The following is a 20,527-nucleotide window of genomic DNA, read 5'->3' on the forward strand; positions in this document are numbered from 1 at the left end:
GTTAATAGACATCTCTCTGGTAGCGTTTCTCCTGACGCATTTGATTGAGATACGATTCTACCTCATCTGGTGTCATATCGCCTTCTTGTTGCAAAATAGTGGCAATCGTTTCATTTACATCTTTCGCCATATGTTTCTCATCACCACAGACATAGATTGCTGCACCTTGCTTCACCCAGTCATACAATTCTTTGCTTTTTTCCAACATGCGATGTTGGACATATACCTTTTCTTCGGTATCACGGGAGAAGGCTACATCCATTTTTGAAAGTACACCTGAATTCAACCACTTTTGCCAATCCACTTGGTAGAGAAAATCCGAAGAAAAATGCTGTTCACCGAAGAATAACCATGTCTTGCGTTCAGCTTCTGTTTCTTCTAGTTCTTCTAAGTAAGAACGGAATGGGGCAACCCCTGTGCCCGGGCCAATCATAATCACTGGTGTTTCTGGATCTTCAGGGAATTGAAAGTTAGGGTTTTGATGAATATATACAGGTAATTTCTCACCAATTTCAATTCGATCTGCCACTTGTGTGGAACAAACCCCAAAGCGTTCGCGGCCATGAGCTGAAAAACGTACTTTCCCAATCGTAAGGTGGACTTCATCAGGATTTGCATCATAACTACTCGCTATCGAGTAAAGCCTTGCTGGGATTTTACGTAGTATTTTGACAAATGATTCTGGCTCCAGCCCATCCGGCGGATAGTCCTGCACCAAATCCAACATATCTCTGCCGTCAATATACGTTTTTAATTGGTCCTTTCTATCCGGGGTTATCAGTTCACTTAGTTCCTCATTGTGAAAGATCGATGCTGCTTTCTCTACTAATGGTTTTGTCAGGATACTGATTTCGAAATTAGAGATAAGCGCTTCCCGTAAAGACCGTATATCTCCTTGTTTATTGACAGAAACCGTCTCATCAGGATTCCATTGCAGTGCCTGAATGAACTCATCTACTAGTACAGGATTGTTCTTAGGAAAGATACCTAAACTATCCCCGGGTTTAAATGTAAAGTTTGAACCTTCTAACGATAATTCCAGATGACGTGTCTGCTTGTTTGAACCGCGACCACTAAGGTTAATATTGTCAACGACCTCTGCAAGGAATGGATTTGTCCTGGAGAAAACCGGCTGCTCCGAAACGATTGTTCCTGCCGTTTGTTGGCCAGAAAGCTCTGCTTCGCTAGCTTGATCCATTGATTTTCGCAGTTCTCCAAGCACACCTGCCATCCATTCAGCCGCCGGTTCATCAAAATCTAAGTCACAATCGATTCGCTCATATAGCCTTTCTCCGCCTAATTCCTCTAATCTTGCATCAAAGTCTTTCCCTGTTTGACAGAAAAACTCGTAAGATTCGTCACCTAACGAAAGAACTGCAAAACGCAAATCTGCTAATTTTGGTGCTTTTCGACTATGAAGGAACTCGTGGAAGACCACCGCATTATCCGGTGGATCTCCCTCTCCATGAGTTGCGGTAATAATTAATAAATCTTCTACTTTCTTTAACTTATTTGGTTTAAAGTCATCCATTGCACTACATGTGACATCTAAATTGGTTGCTTCTAACTTCTGTGTCATTGTTTCTGCTAACGATTGTGCTGTACCTGTTTCTGATCCATATAAGATCGTTACAGATCGTGCTGCAGCACCTCCAGTTGTTGCTGTCTGTCCTTGTGTTGTCCTATTAGCATCTTGAATAGATGCCGTGGATTGCACAGCTGAAAGGTATCCACTCAACCACATTTTTTGTTGATCTGTTAGCATTGGTAGTAATCTGTTTAATTGTTCTGTTTGCTCTTCGTTAAAAGGGCTATTCGTTACATCAAGCGGCAATTCATCCACCTCACAGGCTTTTCTATAATTTCGACATGCATAAATCATTTATTACAAAGTATACCAATTAATTTACTCGGAATTAAATGAAATAAAAAAGATGTGTCATTACTTCCATCATAAGCGTTAATTATTTCCAGTTGTATGAAGTCCACATTCCGTCTTATTTAACCCCGTCCAGCGACCAGCACGAAGGTCATCAGAATCTGTCACTTGATTGGTGCAAGGAATACAACCAATACTTGGATAGTTCTGATCATGTAATTCATTGTATGGCAATTTGTATTCGCGTATATAATTCCATACATCATCCCATGACCAGTGAATGAGTGGACATACTTTAATCGATTGAAACCGTTCATCTTTATTTACAAAGTCTGTATTGCTGCGACTTGGTGACTGATCTCTTCTTAACCCAGATATCCAAGCAGGTACATTACTTAATGCTTCCTCAAGTGGCTTTATCTTTCGAATGAAGCAGCATTGATCAGGTTCTCTTTTCCATAAAGCAGATCCATGTTTTGCTGCCTGCTCCTCTACAGTCAAATCTGGTTTCTTTAGCCGAATTCGCAGCTGAGGATACGTTGCTTTCACCTCATCAATTAAGTCGTACGTTTCCTGAAAATGCAGACCGGTGTCTAAAAAAACAATTTCCGCATCTTGCTTCACTTTGGAAATTAAATCAATTAACACCATACCTTCAGCACCAAAGCTACAAGCGTACACAATAGAATCGCCATACGTCTCATACGCCCACTTTAAAATGGTTGATGCCCCTTTTGCTTCATCTTCTGGATGAAAATCTTTAAAAGGATCAACGGTAAAATCATGATAAGAAAGGATTTCACTAGTCACCTTCCATTCCTCCTTCCAAAACACTAGATTGAACAAAAACTCTTCTTACCTAGCGATAAGAAGAGTTAAAATACCATTTATTTGCCACTCTTCTTATCTATCAGACGCATATTGTCTGTAGGAATTAGCACAGTGTTAGCCATCAATAACCTGTTGCCGAAGTTTCATTGGGCCTTTTCCCTCCACTTCTCTTGATAAGAAATGTTTATTTGTACTGATTGTTATTATTGTTAGATATATTAAATCCTTTACCAGAAAAAGTCAATGCTTATTTCAAAAACAAATTAAAATTTAGACTTTTAATATATATACAATAAAATGAAGCTTCTTGTGACAATTATTTTTTAAGATAGTGCTTTTAATCCAGTAACACCGGTGATAATGGCAATAAGGCTTGCAATCCGATATTTATTCGTTGATTCTCCAAAGAACACCATATTCATGATCACTGCTCCAGCCGTTCCTATTCCGATAAATACAGAATAAGCCACACTAACTAGTAAATAAGAAAAAGACGCATAAAGAAATACAAACGAAGCACCCAATCCTCCCAAATAGAGCAAGCCATTTCTAACCGTCTTATCCTGGCTATATAATCGCAAACCCAATACACCTATCATTTCAAATAGAGCAGCGCATGCTATGAATAACCATCCCATTACGAATGCACCTCCTGTTTACTTGGTTGATCGGAGAGTTTAAGACCAACCACACCTGCTACGAGAACGATCATAAATATGATTTTCCCCATGTTTAAGCTTCCGCCAAAAATATACACATCCATGAGCGCCGTACCAACTGTTCCTGCCGCAGCAAAGATAGCATATACGGTTCCAGTAGGTATCCCTTCACATGCTTTCGATAAGAAGTGAAGATCCATAAAAATTGCAGCAATGATTAGCGCCCAATGCCACCAGTCGGTGGCAGTATTAAATCCATAAATCCAAATTAATTCAAATACACTAGTTAACACGACATAAATCCATGATTTATTCATTTTTCCACCTCATAAAACATCTCATTGTTATTTTCATCACAATTTCATAATCTTCCCAAAAAAATGAATGACTATCAGTCATTTTTAAACAATAAAACTTGGACAACTCCAAGTCATTGGTTACATAATGCATGTGTTGCAAATGTTAATACTTCATCCTGCTTGCTTTTAGCTGCTTGCTCATCCTGGTGATCATACAAATAAGATTGTTCAGCCGCTGATTCAATTAATCCGATCAACAGCTTTGCTGTTGCCTCCAAATCGAGAGAGGGACGAAGAACAGCTATAGCTTTTGGTTGTTCTAGAAATTCACGCATCCATGCATAATACGGTTCGTATATTTTTTCCCATTGACTTAAATACTCACTAGACGCCAATCCAGCAAATATTAAGGCAAATACCTCCCGATATTCCTTTGTAATAGCAAAAACAACATCAACCACCTGGGCAAGCTGATCCAAGAAGCTGCATTCATTATTTACTTGCTTGTGCATCTCTTCTACGATTCGTTCTACCATTACTTCCGCAATAGAAGGCATTACGGCTAATTTCGATGGGAAGTATAAATAAAATGTTCCCTGAGCAATACCTGCCCCCTTAACAATATCTGATACTTTGGTTTTTTCAATACCTTTTTCACTAAAAACATGAATAGCAGATTGAACGATTTTTTCCTTTTTATTATCCATATCCCAACTCCTACCCCTTATGACTGACTATCAGTCATTTTATAATAGATAACTTGCATTGTCAATAGACAGTGTCCTATCCGGCACTGTCTATCATGAGGTCGTTTGAAAATGATCCGTCTGCCATTGCTGAAAACCACCTTGCAGATTCATCACGTCAAATCCTTTATTCACTAATATACTTGCTGCAATTGCCGAACGCTTACCCGAAGCACAGTGAACTACTACTGGTTGGTCGAAAGATAGTTCATGTGCTTGTTCGTTTAATTGAGGGAGGGGGATATGAATCGCTCCTGGTATATGAGCTTTTTCCCATTCTTTTTGGTAACGAACATCCAAAATCTGCACCTGCCCCGCATGTCTTTGCCTTTCTACATCTTTTGGATCCTGATTTAGATAAGAATTCGTATTGCCGGCAGTTTCAACGATTGTTGGGGAGAAAAATCCAACGATATTATCCATTCCGATATTGCTTACAATTGTCTGTATATCCTTTAAATCATTGGAATCAGCAATGAGGTATATGTCATCCTTATAATTCGCCAGTCTCCCCATCCACTCTGCAAACATATCTGGATAAGGAATGTTAATGGTTCTAGGAATGCTCCTCATTGCAAAAGAAGTCGCGCTTCGTGTGTCGATGATAAGATTATTCTTGTCCGTAGCTAACAATGCAACTTCGTCTCCAGGCCGATGGAATTCAACAGTTGATGGAACAGCAGCTAGTGGTGTTAAACCGGATATATTGACTTCTTTCATTTTTGCAAAATAAGCTGGGACTTCAGGCTGTCCATCCAATAAAAAGTCCATAAAAGCTTGCTCATTCGTATACCGTAGCGCTGGATTTGTCCTTTTTTCATAACCTACCGTGCTATTTGGTATGGAACCTAGACCTTTTCCGCAAGCACTTCCTGCCCCATGGCCTGGCCAGATTTGTAGGTAATCTTCGTACTTCTTAAATCGCTGTATAGAAGCAAACATTTGACGTGCCCCTTGAATGGCAGAACCTTTCACACCGAGTGATGTTTCTAAGAGATCTGGTCGTCCTACATTTCCAACAAAAATAAAATCTCCAGTAAATAACCCGATTGGTTGATCGGTTGTTCCTTTGTCTATTAATTCATATGTCATATGTTCTGGAGTATGACCAGGCGTATGCACTGCTTTCAGCTGGATATTACCAACATGAATCGTTTGTTCATCGATAACACCTTGAACAGGGAGGAAGGGGGGCCATTTATATCCTCCATTACGCTCTCCTTCCGTTGAATAATAGATCGTTGCTCCTGTTCGCCTGGCTAATTCAGCAGATCCTGAAACAAAATCAGCATGAATATGTGTTTCGATTGCACCCATAATTCGAAAACCCTGTTCTTTTGCAACCGTTAGATACATATCAATATTCCTTATCGGATCTATAATTGCAGCTTCTCCTGTAATCTGGCAACCGATCATATAGGATGCTTGTGCTAAGGACCGATCATAAAAATACTGTAAATACACGGAGTCCCTCCTTCTGTCATGTGTCTATTCTTTTCAGAAGAATGAGCCTGGTACTTGGTTAAGATAAGAAACTTTAAAGCTGAATTCTTTAAACCGCAATCAGGAATACGGCATGCTTTTCGCGGGGACGGCCTCAGCTAACTTGGGTAAGAAAAATTAATTGCCCGCGTGGATTTTCGAGCCCGTGTTGTTCCCGCGCGAATCATGCCTATCAGTATCGGACACGGCTATCCTTCGTTATTTTATAAAAATTACTTTTGTCCCACTCTTAAAATGCTAATCAATCTCTTTTTGACAATAGTACCAGTCGACACATTCGTAATCCTTATTATTCATTCGTTCGTTCGCCTCTTCCTTTGTCTGCGGAGGTTTGACGACTACTTGATCACCTGGCTGCCAGTTTGCCGGAGTGGATACGCCATGCTCATCGGTTGTTTTTAAAGCTTTCACCAGTCGGACAATTTCACTCATATTGCGTCCAGTAGTAAGAGGGTAGTAGATAAGCGATCGAATCACCTGCTTATCATCGATTACAAAGACAGCTCTTGATGTTTCGGTTCCAGTTGATTCTGGCATTACCATCCCATAAGCTGTAGCAACCTTTTGATCCAAATCTGCGATAATTGGAAAATCAATGGTTGTATCAAAATTCTTTTCGATATTACGTAACCAAGCAATATGGGAACTTACACTATCGATGCTTAAACCAATTAATTCCGTGTCCATCTTCTGTAATTGATCATATACCTCCTGAAAAGCCACAAATTCAGACGTACATACAGGGGTGAAGTCAGCTGGATGAGAAAATAGCACGACCCACTTTCCTTGATAATCGCGAAGAGAAATATCCCCTTGTGTCGTTTTGGCCATAAAGCCAGGTGCTTTTTCCCCAATTCTAGGTAATGGATTTGCTTGCACATTTTCCTGCTGTTCCATATGTGAAGCTCCTTTCTATTTCAATATAGGTAGTTCTCCTAATCTTTACCTTTATATTCCGTCTAGCAAACATCCATGTTGAAAATAAAGCAATTGTCATTGATTGTTAACATTTAGACTTCACTTGTACATAAAAAAGGCCAATTCTATAAATCATTGACCTTTTAAACGCAATAGCATTTGCCGATTATTCAGCTTGCTTTTCAATATATACTTGATGTGGGAAAGGTATATCAATATTATTTTCATCAAATGCTTCTTTAATCGCTTTACGTAATTGTCTTTCCACACCCCATTGCTCCATATTTTGTGTCTGCGCAATAACACGAAGGGTGATATCTGACTCACCGATCATCTGTACACCTACCACGTCTGGACCTTCGACAACCATATCATTTTCTTCTTTCACTCGATCACACACTTCTTGCAGCACCGTCATCGCATGATCGATATTATCACTATAGGAAATTCCAATATCAACAAGTGCTCGCATATTTCCGCGAGAATGGTTACTTAATGAGCCAATTTCTCGATTTGGGATAAAATTAAGCGTCCCATCAAAACTGCGAAGCTGTGTTGTACGAAGCCCAACTTCCTCTACAATTCCATCATATCCGGCAGTTGTCACATAATCGCCTACATCTAGTTGTTTTTCTAATAATAAGAAAAACCCTGTTACGATATCACTGACAAGCCCTTGTGCGCCAAAACCAATTGCTAACCCAATAATTCCTGCACCAGCAATTAATCCGGCAGCGTTAATGCCGAAGATCCCTAACACAATTACTAAGGTAATAAAAATAAGTATATAGGAAAAAACACTAATAGCGAGAGCTTGTAATGTTTGCGTTCTACCTGCTGACATCTGCTTTTTATTTTGTACCTTTGAAAATGAAGACCGAATTAGTTTTTTACCAATCGCTCGGACGATCATAAACACAATAAGAATTGCAATTAATTGAATAAGTATAATACCTGCATCTACCGCAAGTTCTGCCCAGTTAATGTTTTCTAGCCAATTCATAACATGTCTACTCCTTTAATCATGATTTATTACTCCGAAAATAGGTATTTTTTCTAAAAAAATATACGTGTAATAATGCAAACTATGAAAATGGAAAGACGGATACATGAAAATCCAGCTTCCAATCATACGTAACCTAAAAAACAACTTCGTAATCTCCCTAAGATAGGGATCATCCCTTTTTCCAGCAAACCATTCATCCTAGTAACGTACGACAGATGAATCCTGCAATACTTAGCATTCACCCCCTACACGAAAGTATGGTGCATAATCACGTAAGAAATTCATTCTACCAGAATACAATGTAACATAAAACACCCATTATGTATGTACTCTATTACTACCATCCATTTCCCTAAAAAAAATTTGGTTAAACAGATCCTTTACAGATTCTTCGCTTCATACGTAAGAGGCTGTTTTCCACGGGCAAAGACATAGCTAACCAACCGCTTAATCGATCATCATGTTCTCGCTGAATTCACCCCTATTTCATTTGCTGTGGTTACTGACAACACCGTTCTTTTAGGTAATTATCCTCTGCTATTCAAAAAATCCGAACTATTCATCATCCGGATATGACTTCGTATACTCGGATGAATAGTTCGGATATCTCTTTACCTAATTACTTTTAACGTATCCTCTAAAGCATTCTATGCTTCTACTTTTTTGAAGAACTGCGGTAAATGCTCCTGATGTGCCGCTAACATTTCATCTACGATTTCCTTTGCAATCGTATCCGAAGGAGTTAGTGGATTAATCGCTAAAGCTAGCACAGCTTTATTATAGTCGCCAGTTACAGCAGCTTCGGCGGAAACCCTTTCAAACGATTTAATCTGTTGAACTAAGCCACGAACAACTACAGGCAGATCACCAACAGCAATTGGTTTAGGTCCGTCTTTTGTAATAATACAGCTAACCTCTACTGCTGAGTCATCAGGAATACTAGCTATAGCCCCGTTATTTCTTGTATTCACTGGCTGAATATCTTGTTTGTCTGTATAAATAGAAGTAATTAAGCGAACTGCTGCATCAGAATAATAGGCCCCTCCACGTTTTTCTAACTGAGGTGGCTTTATCGCTAAATTTGGATCTTTATACAGCTCAAATAATTCATTTTCTAATTGTTGAACTACTTCCGCACGCGTGCCCTCTAATTCAGCATTTTTCCTATCTTTTTCTATCATGTCTTGCGTTTTATAATAATACATATGATATGGACAAGTTAAGACATTAAGCGCTTTAATAAACGCTGGCTCCCATCCCAATCCGTCAATATTTTTAACAAAACTACTATTATCCGGATCTGTTAATAAATCCATCACCTTATCTTTGACACTTTCGCCATCGACATAAACATCTATCCCATAAACCATATGATTTAGTCCTGCAAAATCAATACGAATTCGCGAATGATCAACATCTAATAACTTAGCAATACCCATTTCCATTCCAATTGGGACATTACACAATCCTACAACTTTTTTAATGTTAGAATAACGCAGTACGGCTTCTGTCACCATACCAGCTGGGTTTGTAAAGTTAATTAACCAGGCATTCGGACATAATTCCTCCATGTCCTTACAAATATCTAATATAACGGGGATTGTACGTAAGCCTTTAAATAAACCTCCTGGCCCATTTGTTTCCTGACCAAGAACGCCATATTTCAATGGAATACGTTCATCTTTTGCACGAGCATCTAATAATCCTACTCGAAATTGAGTAGTAACAAAATCAGCATCCTTTAAAGCTTCTCTTCGATCAAGTGTTAAATGTACATCGATTGGAAGACCAGCTTTTTCAATCATTCTTTTAGCAAGATTGCCAACAATTTCTAGCTTTTCTTTTCCTGCTTCAATATCTACTAACCATAACTCTCCAACCGGTAATTCGTGATATCGTTTGATGAATCCTTCTACTAATTCAGGAGTATAACTAGAACCCCCACCAACCGTTACAATTTTAATACGTTTGGTCATAATCGATACACCTCCGAATAATTTAACAGGCAATTGAGTTGTTTGCCGTTTAAAGAACTATTGCTTTTTAGCAAACGTAAAAGACTTATGCATGAATTGTATATCTATTTTGTAAGAAGGTAAATAAGTCACGAACAACTTGTTTTTTATAACGAAAGAAGGAATATGTTTCATAAATGTAACACAGTGTATCTGAAACATCGTTGTGTTAGGATAAAGTTAGCGTAGTAAGATGAATGATTTCTTATAAAAGGAGTACCTTCTTATATGTTCACACATGACATGATTGCTTCATTCAATGAGTTAGAAACTTCATTATACAATTATATTTGTCAAAACATCGATAAGGTTGCTTATATGCGGATTCGTGAACTTGCTGATGAAACCCATGTATCAACCGCTACGATCTTACGATTTTGCAGAAAAATAAATTGTGATGGTTTTTCCGAGTTTAAAGTAAAGCTAAAAATGCATATGAAAGACACTAAAAGTACGAGCTTACAACGTACCCAGCATGCAGTGATAGAATTTTTTGAGCGCACGCTAAAAGGGGATATAGAAGCATATATCAAGCATGCAGCGAGCCTTGTTGCCAAAGCAGATAATATCATTTTTATTGGGATAGGAAGCTCAGCTATCCTTGCTGAATATGGAGCGAGGTATTTCTCTAGCCTAGGTAAATTTTCGATGTATATCAAAGATCCTCTTTTTCCGGTTCACACGAATCACCTTTACAATTGCGCAACAATCGCGCTATCCGTCTCAGGAGAAAATAGTTTCACAGTCACGCACCTTCATCAATTGAAACAAGAGGGAAGCAAAATTATTAGTATTACAAATAATAAACATTCAACCATTGCGAAAATATCTGAGATAAATATTCCTTACTATGTAACAGAGGAGTGGCATGAAAATGCGAATATTACTACCCAAGTACCTGTTCTTTATATTCTAGAATCAATGGCCCGTGAAATATATAAATTGAATAAATGAGGAGGTAGGAAGAAGCTTGCATGTCTAGATGAATGGTCCTAGCAATAGAAAAAGCTACCCGATCAATCTCGAGCAGCTTGGAATATGCTTAACGCATTTGTACACGATGTAAATGTGCAAAGATGCCATCTCGTTTCAGTAATTCCTCATGACTTCCTTCTTCCTCAATACCATCTTTCGTTACTACCATAATGCGGTCCGCGTTTTTTATGGTTGCAAGACGATGGGCAATTACTAATGTCGTTCGATCTTTCGACAATTCCGTCAATGCTTTTTGAATAATTGTTTCGGTTTCTGTATCCAATGCTGAGGTGGCTTCATCAAGAATGAGAATAGGCGGATTCTTTAAGAACATACGAGCAATAGCAATTCGTTGCTTTTGTCCTCCGGATAGCTTCAATCCTCGTTCTCCCACTTGCGTTTCATATCCATCTGGTAATTCATTAATGAATTCCTCCATATGTGCGCGGCGGGCAGCTAATTCAATCTCTTCATCGGTGGCATCTAACTTTCCATATGCAATATTTTCACGTAATGTACCAGTAAAAAGAAACACATCTTGTTGGACGATCCCAATTTGCTTTCGTAGCGACTCCTTCGTCATGTTACGAATATCCATACCATCAATGGTAACTTGTCCAGCTGCTACATCATAAAATCTAGGAATTAACGAGCAAATAGTTGTTTTACCAGCACCTGATGGACCTACAAAAGCAACCGTTTCTCCCGCATGAATTGAAAAATTCATTTCATTTAACACTGGTTTTTGAGTTTTTTCATATGCAAAGGTTACCTGATTGAATGCGATGTTTCCATGTAGATAATCGACATGTTTAGCATCTTCACGGTTTTGTACATCCGGTTCAACATCTAATAAATCTACAAAACGCTTAAACCCAGCCATCCCTTTTGGATATAATTCAAGCAATGCGGTTATTTTCTGAATAGGTGTAAATAGGACATTTACAAATAAGACAAAACTCACCAATTCACCAATTTGCAGTTGCTGCTGATAGGTGAGCCATGCTCCTACTACCAATACTAATAAAGTAATTAGACGCATGAGCATATAAATATTGGAATGAACAATCGCCATTACTTTGTATGCTCCAACCTTCGCTTTACGGAAACTAAAATTATCTTTGGTAAAGCGATCCATCTCATGAGCTTCATTCGTAAATGACTGAACGACACGAACGCCAGATACAGCATCTTCTACTCGTGCATTCACTCCAGCAATATCTTCATACATCTTTTTCCATGCCTTATTCATTTGAATGTTACTAAAGGCAATTAGGAAAATTAGAACGGGAACCGCAAGTAAGATAATAAATGCTAATTTTACATTTATGGTAAACATGATAATGAATGCTCCAATAAATGTCATAATCGAGATGAAAAAGTCTTCGGGTCCATGATGTGCAAGCTCGCCAATATCAAATAAATCATTGGTAATTCGACTCATGATATGCCCGGTTTTTGTATTATCAAAGAATCGGAACGATTGGCGTTGTACATGTTGAAATAATTCCTGCCGCATATCCGTTTCAATATTTATCCCTAATTTATGACCTAAATAAGTCACTACATATTGTAAGGCGGTACTTATTATATAGACCAACAATAATAAAACACTTACTAACACAATTAAATCCCAATCATTCCCTGGGAGCAATTGATCAATAAATCGTTGAACAGCTACAGGAAAAGCCAACTCTAAAATAGCCACGATTACTGCTGAGGTAAAATCAATTATAAATAAACGCTTATGCGGTTTGTAGTAAGAGAAAAAACGACGTATCATTGCGATGGTAGCACTTCCTTTCCACAGTCTAAAAGAATTATACGGCTTTCCTTGCACGTTTACAAGAAGACTGTTTAAGAATTCATAAAAAGCTTGGCAAGGTTGTCCTATTTCTTGCATATACATAAGCAAATGGTGGAAAAGGAGGTTATCCATGAAAGTAAAATTAAACATGCCATTTCTTCCCTGGGTGTGTTATGCCATTGGCTTTGTATTCATCATTTCTGGAATGATGAAGCTTGTTGTTAGTGATTTTAAGGTGACATTTTCCCAATTGGGGATTCCATTTCCAGAATCAACGTTATTTCTTCTAGCCATTCTTGAAATTGCTTGTGGTATTCTAATTGCAGGTAGAATGTATATAAAACTTGCTATCCCTCCATTAATTCTGGTTATGTTTGGAGCACTTTATTTAACCAAACTTCCTATTCTGTTAAATCAAGGTCTTCTTTCATTTTTATTTGAAGCAAGATTGGATATCGTAATGCTTATCTTACTGCTTCTTATTTGGGATAGAGTAAAAGAGTGGAAAACCACCTAACGATCTGTTGATAACTCGTGTATAAATCAATAATATCCTGTTGAAAACCAAAATTATTCACAAAGTTATCCACATATGCACAAGTGTTCGTAGATATTTTGTTATTACCTGTCATTTAAATTCTATATATTGATTTTTACCACAAAAATTATCAACAGATTGTTAATAACTATTAATTTCTGTGGATAAAAAAGCGAGTTATCCTCAATTAAAAGATAACTCGCTTTTTCTATTCCTGTGTACCTAATTTTATTGTTGTTTCGTGGCGTTCTCCTTCACGATAATACACAACGGATACCTCATCTCCAACCTCTTTTTCTTGATAGAGAATTTTGCGAAGATCGATCATGTTCATCACTTGCTTCCCATCTAGTTCTGTTATCACATCGAGTCGCTGTAATCCCGCTTGATCCGCAGGCGATAGCGGCTCCACGCTCCATACATAAACGCCGCCTTCTATATCATTAGGCAATTGAAGTGTATTACTCCACTCTGATTGCGGAACTTCTTCTAATGAGTAAATTTCCACACCTAAGTATGGTCTTGTCACTTCACCTGTGGATTCCAATTCTTCGATAATCGGCATTGCGGAATCAATCGGGATGGCAAACCCTAACCCTTCTACAGCAGTTTCATTAATTTTCATCGAGTTAATTCCAATTAATTGCCCGCTTATATTAATTAATGCTCCACCACTATTTCCTGGATTGATTGCAGCGTCTGTCTGAATAACTTCCGCTTGCCAATCGGCACGTCCATCCTGATTAAAATCTTGCGGAATCGTTCTTTCCGTACCGCTAATCACTCCTTGCGTTACAGAACTTGAAAACATAAGCCCAAGTGGATTACCAATTGCTATTGCTGGCTCACCGACTTTTACATTGCCTGATGACCCAAGCTCCATCACTTGATCCACATGTTCGCTATCCATTCTTAGTACCGCAAGATCGGAAAATAAATCACTGCCTACTAATTCTGCCTCTATATGTGTTTCATCATAGAGTACGACCTCAATCGTATCTGCCCCTTCAACAACATGATGATTCGTAACAACATAGGCTATGCCATCTTCTTGTTTGTAAATAACGCCTGAGCCTTCTCCAGCCTGATTATTATTACCTTCCTGCTGCCAAAAGTCATTTTGGCGTTGAATGTTAATAACACCTACAACGGCTGGTGTTACTTGATCAACGATATCCGTAATTTGTGTAGAAACATCTACATTTACTGACTGGGTTGGACCATTCGTATTATTCCCTGTATCTTCATTGGCTTGTTGATTGCTTTGATCTTCTGATAAGATTCCAGAATCAACAAGTGCTGGCAATGCTACCGAAACAAGTAAGACACCGATAATAATTCCAAGCAATAACGGCACTAGCCAATTTTTCTTCTTTCTTTTTCGATGTGGATTTGGTGGATAATGCTCATCATAATAACCCATTTACCTACCCCTTTGTGAGCTTTCGAATATGACATATTTCAATTTAGTATTATTCCCATCATACGCAAAAACATATACAAAAAATCATCCGACCTCATAAAGAGTTGTTGGACTCTGATGATCTGTATCCATTAAATCCAATGAAATACCATGCTCTTTTAACACACTATCTACCGACATGCGGGCAAGATCTTTCATATTATTATCGAGCGACAAATGGGCTAAGTAGATACGTTGTGTATTATTTCCAATAATATCTGCCAAGGCCAAACCTGAATCTTCATTTGAAATATGGCCAGAGTCCCCTAGAATTCTACGTTTGACATTCCATGGATATTTTCCCATTCGCAGCATGCTCACATCATGATTCGCTTCAAAGACATAAGCATCCGCTTGTTCTACGGTTTTTTTAATTCGTTCCGATACATAACCTAAATCGGTCACAAGCGCCACTTTTTTCCCATGATGATGAAACGTGTAAAACATTGGTTCGGCAGCATCGTGAGAGACACCGAAAGATTCTACATCCATATCGTTAAATGTCTTCACTTCATGCATATTAAATAGAAACTTCTGGTCCGTGGTAATCTTACCAATCGACCCTTCCATCGCTTTCCATGTCTTTTCATTTGCATAAATAGGTAATTGATATTTACGAGCCACAATTCCCAGCCCTTTAATATGATCACTATGTTCATGGGTAACTAATATTCCAGATAATGATGCAGGATCAATATCAATTTCTTGAAAAAGCCGATCCATTTGCTTCCCGCTTAACCCTGCATCCACTAATAATCGTTCCTGCTCTGATTCGATATAAAATGCATTCCCCGTACTGCCAGAAGCCAATACGCTAAACCGTAACGTCATTCCCCTTCACTCCGTTTTGTCTTTATACTTTCTTCTACTACTAAATTATCCACATACTTAACAAACGCATCTTTCCATTCCACGTCATCATTCATCCGCTTATATAAACTCAAATTTTTGCTAATCGTCTCGGAAATAAATTTCGTATCACTATCGGTAGATACGAAAAGCTCCATTGCATTTACAAAGAAGTTTTTCTCATCATTTACGGTAATTCGATAGTTCGGTGCAAACACTTGTGTCCCTGTATCCGACTCGATACGGGTATAATAGCCGTTTTCAATGAAAGTAACCTCATCCCCCTGTACAATCTGATTATCCCTGAACAACGTACTAATAGCACTTATTGGCTTAGAAAGGTTTTTGGCACCACCAAGCTCCTCGTCCTTTCCTAGCGTTGCCTGTGTGTAATAGACCATTTCATTGTCTTCGTTTAAGTACACGAGTAAGGAACCAAAGCGATTATAGTAAATAGGTCGATCGTTTTTTGTCTGAAAGAAAATTAATACATTGCTTTGTTGATCCCAACCCCAATAAGTAAATTCATCGGTAAATGCAGTATAGCTTTTAACCTGTTGCGCAATGCTGCCTTCACTTGCATTCTCCGGTATTGGCACAGGTTCCTCGAAATGGGAGACAATGAGATTATTATCAATAATTTGAGCATCCTGGTTTTTTAATCCTTCGATTTGTTCTGCCTCTTTCTCTGTAAACTCTTTTGGAGCGACATTGATGATCGAATCTTTTTGCAGCACATCTAGGTCAGCACTAATTTTGATGTTTTCTTGCTCCAATTGATCTTCAATTGTTGTTTCCGTACTATCATACGTTTCATAACTCGTTCGATCCTGTTTTTCTAGGAATTGAACAAATAAATAAATATTAAGGACGATAAAGCATAAGATAAATAAGGTCTTAATTTGATTCCACTGCATACCTTACGCCTCCTCCTGTTGAGCATTCGGCACATCTTCAAATTGAATCTGCTGCCATGCTCCATTAATTTCCATAAACCATTCAGGCTCGAGGATTACCGTACGATCATCCTGATAATATAAGTCATATCCAAGCTGAATATCTTCTACGTTTTCGATATTAATATCATTTGTTTCATTTTTGAGATGATAGATAACTTCTTCTCCTGATGGTAAAGATGTAGATTTATCATTTTGTATTTCATTATCCAATCGCAACAGACCACGGTTATAGCGTATTAAATCCTGACCTTGGAATTGTAACTTCATAATCGAATAATCATTTGGGCTATAGACAGGCAATCCAGCGTAATGCAATCGAAATGTAATTTCATTAGATGCCGAATTAATCTCTGATAGCAATTGGCCCGTCCATCCTTTATGACTGTTAACCTCATCAATGCTATTCTGTAATAATGTGAGTGCTCCTATGCTGGTTATACCTATATCCGAAGCATTTGGATTATAGAAATTCATTAATCTCTCGTTTGGACTTATACTAATCTCTCTTGTCCCATCATTATAATATTTTCCCAAATTTAAATTTGGTGTATTTTGAGGGTTGACCACCTGCTCATCTGGGAATAATTCTCTTACGAATTCATCTGGTGATATATGAGAGACAGCAATCGTACGTCGCGTGACATTATCTGTATTACTTCGTACATAGATCGGCTGGGCTCCGCCTTCAAATTCCACGTATTCCGTCAAGCCTTGTCGTGATGCCAATAATTCCGTAATTTGATCATAAACAATGGAATTAGTTAATTGAGCGGTTGCTTGATTTCTTTCATCGACAGATAAGAATTGGATGGTAATCGTTGAGTTATCCGGATTAAGCGTTAAATAAATCTTATCAAACGACCAGTTATCCGTGATTTCTACTTGGTTGGTAAAAGAAAACAATGGATCATTAATGATTCGAATTGGTAAGGCATCTGGTAAAGTCAACTCTACATCATAACCCTCTGGACTTTCCCCATCAGTTAAGGTTAAATCGGTAAATGTCCATGACTGCATTTCCTGAAAGAAATTAGCATTTTCTCTTGGGTTCTCATACCCTAAATGCTGTTCACCTGCATGAAAGATAATTGATTTTGGCTCAATGATCTGATTCTTCGTCACCTCGCTGCCACCAACATCCACTTCCCTCGATAACTGTTGTTGATCATATTGCTCATATTCGGTTTTATAGTTCCATATCCCAAAGGTAAGCAATAGACTAAGGCCGATTAATACGACTAATAAAAATGATTTAAACGTCTCTAGTTTCATTATGCACCTCTCCGCTTCTGATTCATCAGCGGAAGTGTAAAGTAGATCGTTGTCCCTTTACCTTCTTTGCTTTTCGCCCAGATTTGACCATGATGAGCTTCTACGAGCTCTTTCGCAATCGCCAAGCCAAGTCCAGTACCACCCAGTTTTCTAGTTCTTGCTTTATCTGCTCGATAAAACCGTTCAAAAATCTTGTCCACTTTATCATATGCGATGCCCATACCTTGATCTTGAATACTAATTAATAAATGATGCCGTTTATGTTCTACACCTAGTTTAATCGTTCCACCTTCAGGGGAGTATTTGATCGCATTCGATATGATATTATCGAGTACTTGTGTCATTTTATCTTTATCCATCCATACGTTATAATTTCCTTTTGGCAATTCGCGCTGCAAGTGAATTCCTTTTGGTGTATGCATTTCAAAACGATCAATAATATGATGATAATAGCTTATAAAGTCTGTACGCTCTTTCTGTAACGGATACTCTTGGGCATCCATCTTAGAAAGTTGTAACAGATCGTTCACCATCCGAATCATTCGCTCGGTTTCATTTTGAGCCACAGCCAAGAATTTCGGTGCGATTTCTTTATCTTCCCAAGCCCCATCATTTAATGCTTCAATATAACTCTTCATGGTTGTTAATGGTGTGCGTAATTCATGTGAGACATTGGATACAAATTCTCGACGCTCTGCTTCCACCTTCTCCTGCTCAGTTACGTCACTTATCACCGTAATAAAACCAGTGACCTCATCTTCATCATCAAATACAGTGGAGAAATTGGCGCGAATAATAGATTCCTGTTCATCATCACTAAAATCAATAATCATCGATCCACTCTCTTGCAGCTCAGCAATATCGACTACTTTTTCCTCTAGTTGTAATAAATCCAGCAAAAACTCGCCAATAATATCATCTGGATTATAGCCAATTAGACGGCCTGCAGCATCATTAATTAACGTAACCGCTCCACCATTATCTGTGGCAATTACCCCATCTGACATATTTGATAATACGGAACTTAGTTTTCTCCGTTCTTCTTCAATTGTCGCATAGGAATGCTTCAATTGGTTATTCAAGTCATTAAATGTTTCCGATAAATGACCTATTTCGTCTCTTCCATACACATTTACTTTCTGAGTAAAGTCACCTGTTGCCATTTTTTGCGCTTGTCTGCGCATTTCTATAATTGGCTTTGTGATAGTGCGGGCCACTAGAATACCAATGATTGCTGAAACAGTTATCGCTAAAATCGATCCTTGCAGAAAAATTTCATTAATATCATTTAATTGATCATAGACCGGCTCTAATGATGCGCGCAAATAAATAACACCTAAGATAATATTTTCATCATCATCATCCAAAATTGGCTGTGCAAGTACAAAGTAGCGATCACTATCTATTAAATGCCGCCCGCTGCTTTGGGAATTATTCATAAGTGCACTCTGTATATGTTTATCGTTTATTTTCCTGTTGACTTCATCATCTGCATTTAACCCATTGGAAGCGATAACTCTACTCTGGTTATCTATTACTTGCAGACTGGTGATATCAGATGGATCAATACCTGATACAATGCTTTTAATCTCTTCTTCCTTGGTAGGTACATTCGGATCGTCTGCATCTCTCTGCCGTTCAAATGCCTGCTCAACATTACTACTTAATAATTCAACCCGATCGTATATCGAACTTTCAAAACTAGACATTAAATTGTCTTCTAGCTCCGATGTAAAAAAGGAGCCGATAACCTGAATAGCTATCAGCAAGAGAAGAATATAAATAATAATGAATTTAAGCTGGATTGAGCGGAAAAAACCGACTTTTTTCATAAACCTACTCCTGATCTGGGTTTCGTAAATAATATCCGACACCGCGACGTGTTACAATCCACATTGGATTACTCGGATTCTCTTCTATTTTTTCACGTAATCTCCTTACCGTTACATCAACGGTACGAACATCTCCAAAATAATCATAACCCCATACTGTTTCTAGTAAATGTTCACGTGTCATAACTTGTCCCATATGACGTGCAAGGTAATGTAATAACTCAAATTCACGATGAGTTAATTCAATTTGTTCGCCATCACGTGACACTACATATGCATCTGGATGGATGACTAAGGATCCTATGACAATGTCCTTCGATGCTTTTGTTGCATCTTCCGGTACTACCTGCTGTCTCCGTAAGTTTGCTTTAACTCGTGCAATTAGTTCACGATTACTAAATGGTTTGGTAACATAATCATCAGCACCTAGTTCCAAGCCAAGCACTTTATCAATTTCGGAATCTTTTGCTGTCAACATAATAATTGGCATCGTTTGGGTCTTTCGTATTTCCCGACAAACTTCATTCCCATCTTTATTTGGTAACATAATATCTAATACCACTAAATCTGGGTTTTCTGATCCTGCTAGCTCTATAGCTTCATCGCCATCATAAGCTACAACTACTTCGTAACCTTCTTTTTCAAGATTAAACTTTACTATATCTGCAATTGGCTGTTCATCGTCTACTACTAGTATTTTTTGACTCATTTATGCCACATCCTTCTTTTTTACCATACTGTTTATATTTTATCTTATTTTCGTTTAAATGTCTTTTGGTGGATAACAATGTTTAACTGCTTATACTATAACGTTATATAAGTTCGAAAGCAATGAGAGGTTTTATTACGTAGATCGTAGAAAGGAAAGTATTATAAAGTAGAAATAAAACACTTCGTCGTTTTTTTGTGATTTTTAAATCACTTTCCATTCTATACTAGAAAAAAGACTGATTCAAGAGTCACTGCTCTTAACCAGT

General features: G+C 38.1%; 18 protein-coding genes and 1 riboswitch. Of the genes, 2 read left to right on the forward strand and 16 right to left on the reverse strand.

What is annotated here, in order from left to right:
• Window position 1: 1 nt before the first annotated feature.
• From JKP73_RS06765 to JKP73_RS06805, 9 genes are all read right to left on the reverse strand, one after another.
• Entirely contained in the window at window positions 2–1,834 is a 1,833-nt protein-coding gene (locus tag JKP73_RS06765; RefSeq protein WP_160806927.1) for an assimilatory sulfite reductase (NADPH) flavoprotein subunit, read from the reverse strand.
• A gap of 126 nt (window positions 1,835–1,960) precedes the next feature.
• Window positions 1,961–2,689, reverse strand: coding sequence for a phosphoadenylyl-sulfate reductase (locus JKP73_RS06770; RefSeq protein WP_200411032.1), 729 nt, complete (start codon window positions 2,687–2,689; stop codon window positions 1,961–1,963).
• A 90-nt stretch (window positions 2,690–2,779) separates the two neighbouring features.
• Window positions 2,780–2,890, reverse strand: a riboswitch (SAM riboswitch).
• A 143-nt stretch (window positions 2,891–3,033) separates the two neighbouring features.
• On the reverse strand, window positions 3,034–3,348 hold the full coding sequence (locus tag JKP73_RS06775; RefSeq protein ID WP_021290231.1) for a DMT family transporter: 315 nt from the start codon (window positions 3,346–3,348) through the stop codon (window positions 3,034–3,036).
• Window positions 3,348–3,686 (reverse strand): DMT family transporter, encoded by a 339-nt coding sequence (locus JKP73_RS06780; protein ID WP_038241645.1) that lies wholly within the window; start codon window positions 3,684–3,686, stop codon window positions 3,348–3,350. Before JKP73_RS06780 ends, JKP73_RS06775 begins: the two co-directional genes overlap by 1 nt.
• Before the next feature lie 113 nt (window positions 3,687–3,799).
• The gene (locus tag JKP73_RS06785; RefSeq protein ID WP_038241642.1) at window positions 3,800–4,375 is read right to left on the reverse strand and encodes a TetR/AcrR family transcriptional regulator; all 576 of its coding nucleotides are present in this window, start codon (window positions 4,373–4,375) and stop codon (window positions 3,800–3,802) included.
• Between the two features lie 93 nt (window positions 4,376–4,468).
• On the reverse strand, window positions 4,469–5,878 hold the full coding sequence (locus tag JKP73_RS06790) for an MBL fold metallo-hydrolase (RefSeq protein WP_188942831.1): 1,410 nt from the start codon (window positions 5,876–5,878) through the stop codon (window positions 4,469–4,471).
• Window positions 5,879–6,154: 276 nt separating this feature from the next.
• Window positions 6,155–6,814: a peroxiredoxin gene (locus JKP73_RS06795; RefSeq protein ID WP_021290236.1), complete on the reverse strand. Its 660-nt coding sequence runs from the start codon at window positions 6,812–6,814 to the stop codon at window positions 6,155–6,157.
• Between the two features lie 187 nt (window positions 6,815–7,001).
• On the reverse strand, window positions 7,002–7,838 hold the full coding sequence (locus JKP73_RS06800) for a mechanosensitive ion channel family protein (RefSeq protein WP_188942833.1): 837 nt from the start codon (window positions 7,836–7,838) through the stop codon (window positions 7,002–7,004).
• A gap of 650 nt (window positions 7,839–8,488) precedes the next feature.
• Window positions 8,489–9,817 carry a 6-phospho-beta-glucosidase gene (locus JKP73_RS06805; protein ID WP_021290238.1) on the reverse strand — a complete coding sequence of 443 codons (1,329 nt, stop codon included), beginning with the start codon at window positions 9,815–9,817 and terminating at the stop codon, window positions 8,489–8,491.
• Between the two features lie 267 nt (window positions 9,818–10,084).
• Between JKP73_RS06805 and JKP73_RS06810 the strand changes: the two genes are divergently transcribed.
• A complete protein-coding gene (locus tag JKP73_RS06810; protein WP_200411033.1) occupies window positions 10,085–10,810 on the forward strand; it encodes a MurR/RpiR family transcriptional regulator in 726 nt (241 codons plus the stop codon).
• Between the two features lie 88 nt (window positions 10,811–10,898).
• Here the strand turns inward: JKP73_RS06810 and JKP73_RS06815 are convergent, their stop codons facing one another.
• Complete coding sequence (locus tag JKP73_RS06815; protein WP_200411091.1) at window positions 10,899–12,614, reverse strand: ABC transporter ATP-binding protein; 1,716 nt, start codon at window positions 12,612–12,614, stop codon at window positions 10,899–10,901.
• 154 nt (window positions 12,615–12,768) lie between these two features.
• On the opposite strand from JKP73_RS06815, the gene JKP73_RS06820 reads away from it, so the two are divergent.
• Entirely contained in the window at window positions 12,769–13,155 is a 387-nt protein-coding gene (locus JKP73_RS06820; protein WP_200411034.1) for a DoxX family protein, read from the forward strand.
• Window positions 13,156–13,384: 229 nt separating this feature from the next.
• Here the strand turns inward: JKP73_RS06820 and JKP73_RS06825 are convergent, their stop codons facing one another.
• The 6 genes from JKP73_RS06825 to yycF form a co-directional block, all read right to left on the reverse strand.
• On the reverse strand, window positions 13,385–14,599 hold the full coding sequence (locus JKP73_RS06825; RefSeq protein WP_021290242.1) for a S1C family serine protease: 1,215 nt from the start codon (window positions 14,597–14,599) through the stop codon (window positions 13,385–13,387).
• 84 nt (window positions 14,600–14,683) lie between these two features.
• Window positions 14,684–15,469, reverse strand: coding sequence for an MBL fold metallo-hydrolase (locus JKP73_RS06830; protein WP_021290243.1), 786 nt, complete (start codon window positions 15,467–15,469; stop codon window positions 14,684–14,686).
• Window positions 15,466–16,404, reverse strand: a complete 939-nt coding sequence (locus JKP73_RS06835; protein ID WP_021290244.1) for a two-component system regulatory protein YycI — start codon at window positions 16,402–16,404, stop codon at window positions 15,466–15,468. Before JKP73_RS06835 ends, JKP73_RS06830 begins: the two co-directional genes overlap by 4 nt.
• A gap of 3 nt (window positions 16,405–16,407) precedes the next feature.
• Window positions 16,408–17,718 carry a YycH family regulatory protein gene (locus JKP73_RS06840; protein WP_021290245.1) on the reverse strand — a complete coding sequence of 437 codons (1,311 nt, stop codon included), beginning with the start codon at window positions 17,716–17,718 and terminating at the stop codon, window positions 16,408–16,410.
• Entirely contained in the window at window positions 17,718–19,550 is a 1,833-nt protein-coding gene (gene walK / locus JKP73_RS06845) for a cell wall metabolism sensor histidine kinase WalK (protein WP_021290246.1), read from the reverse strand. Before walK ends, JKP73_RS06840 begins: the two co-directional genes overlap by 1 nt.
• 4 nt (window positions 19,551–19,554) lie before the next feature.
• Entirely contained in the window at window positions 19,555–20,259 is a 705-nt protein-coding gene (gene yycF, locus JKP73_RS06850; protein ID WP_021290247.1) for a response regulator YycF, read from the reverse strand.
• Window positions 20,260–20,527 lie beyond the last annotated feature (268 nt).

The organism is Virgibacillus salexigens (assembly GCF_014905415.1).
In the GTDB taxonomy this organism is placed as follows: Bacteria; Bacillota; Bacilli; order Bacillales; family Amphibacillaceae; genus Virgibacillus; species Virgibacillus salexigens.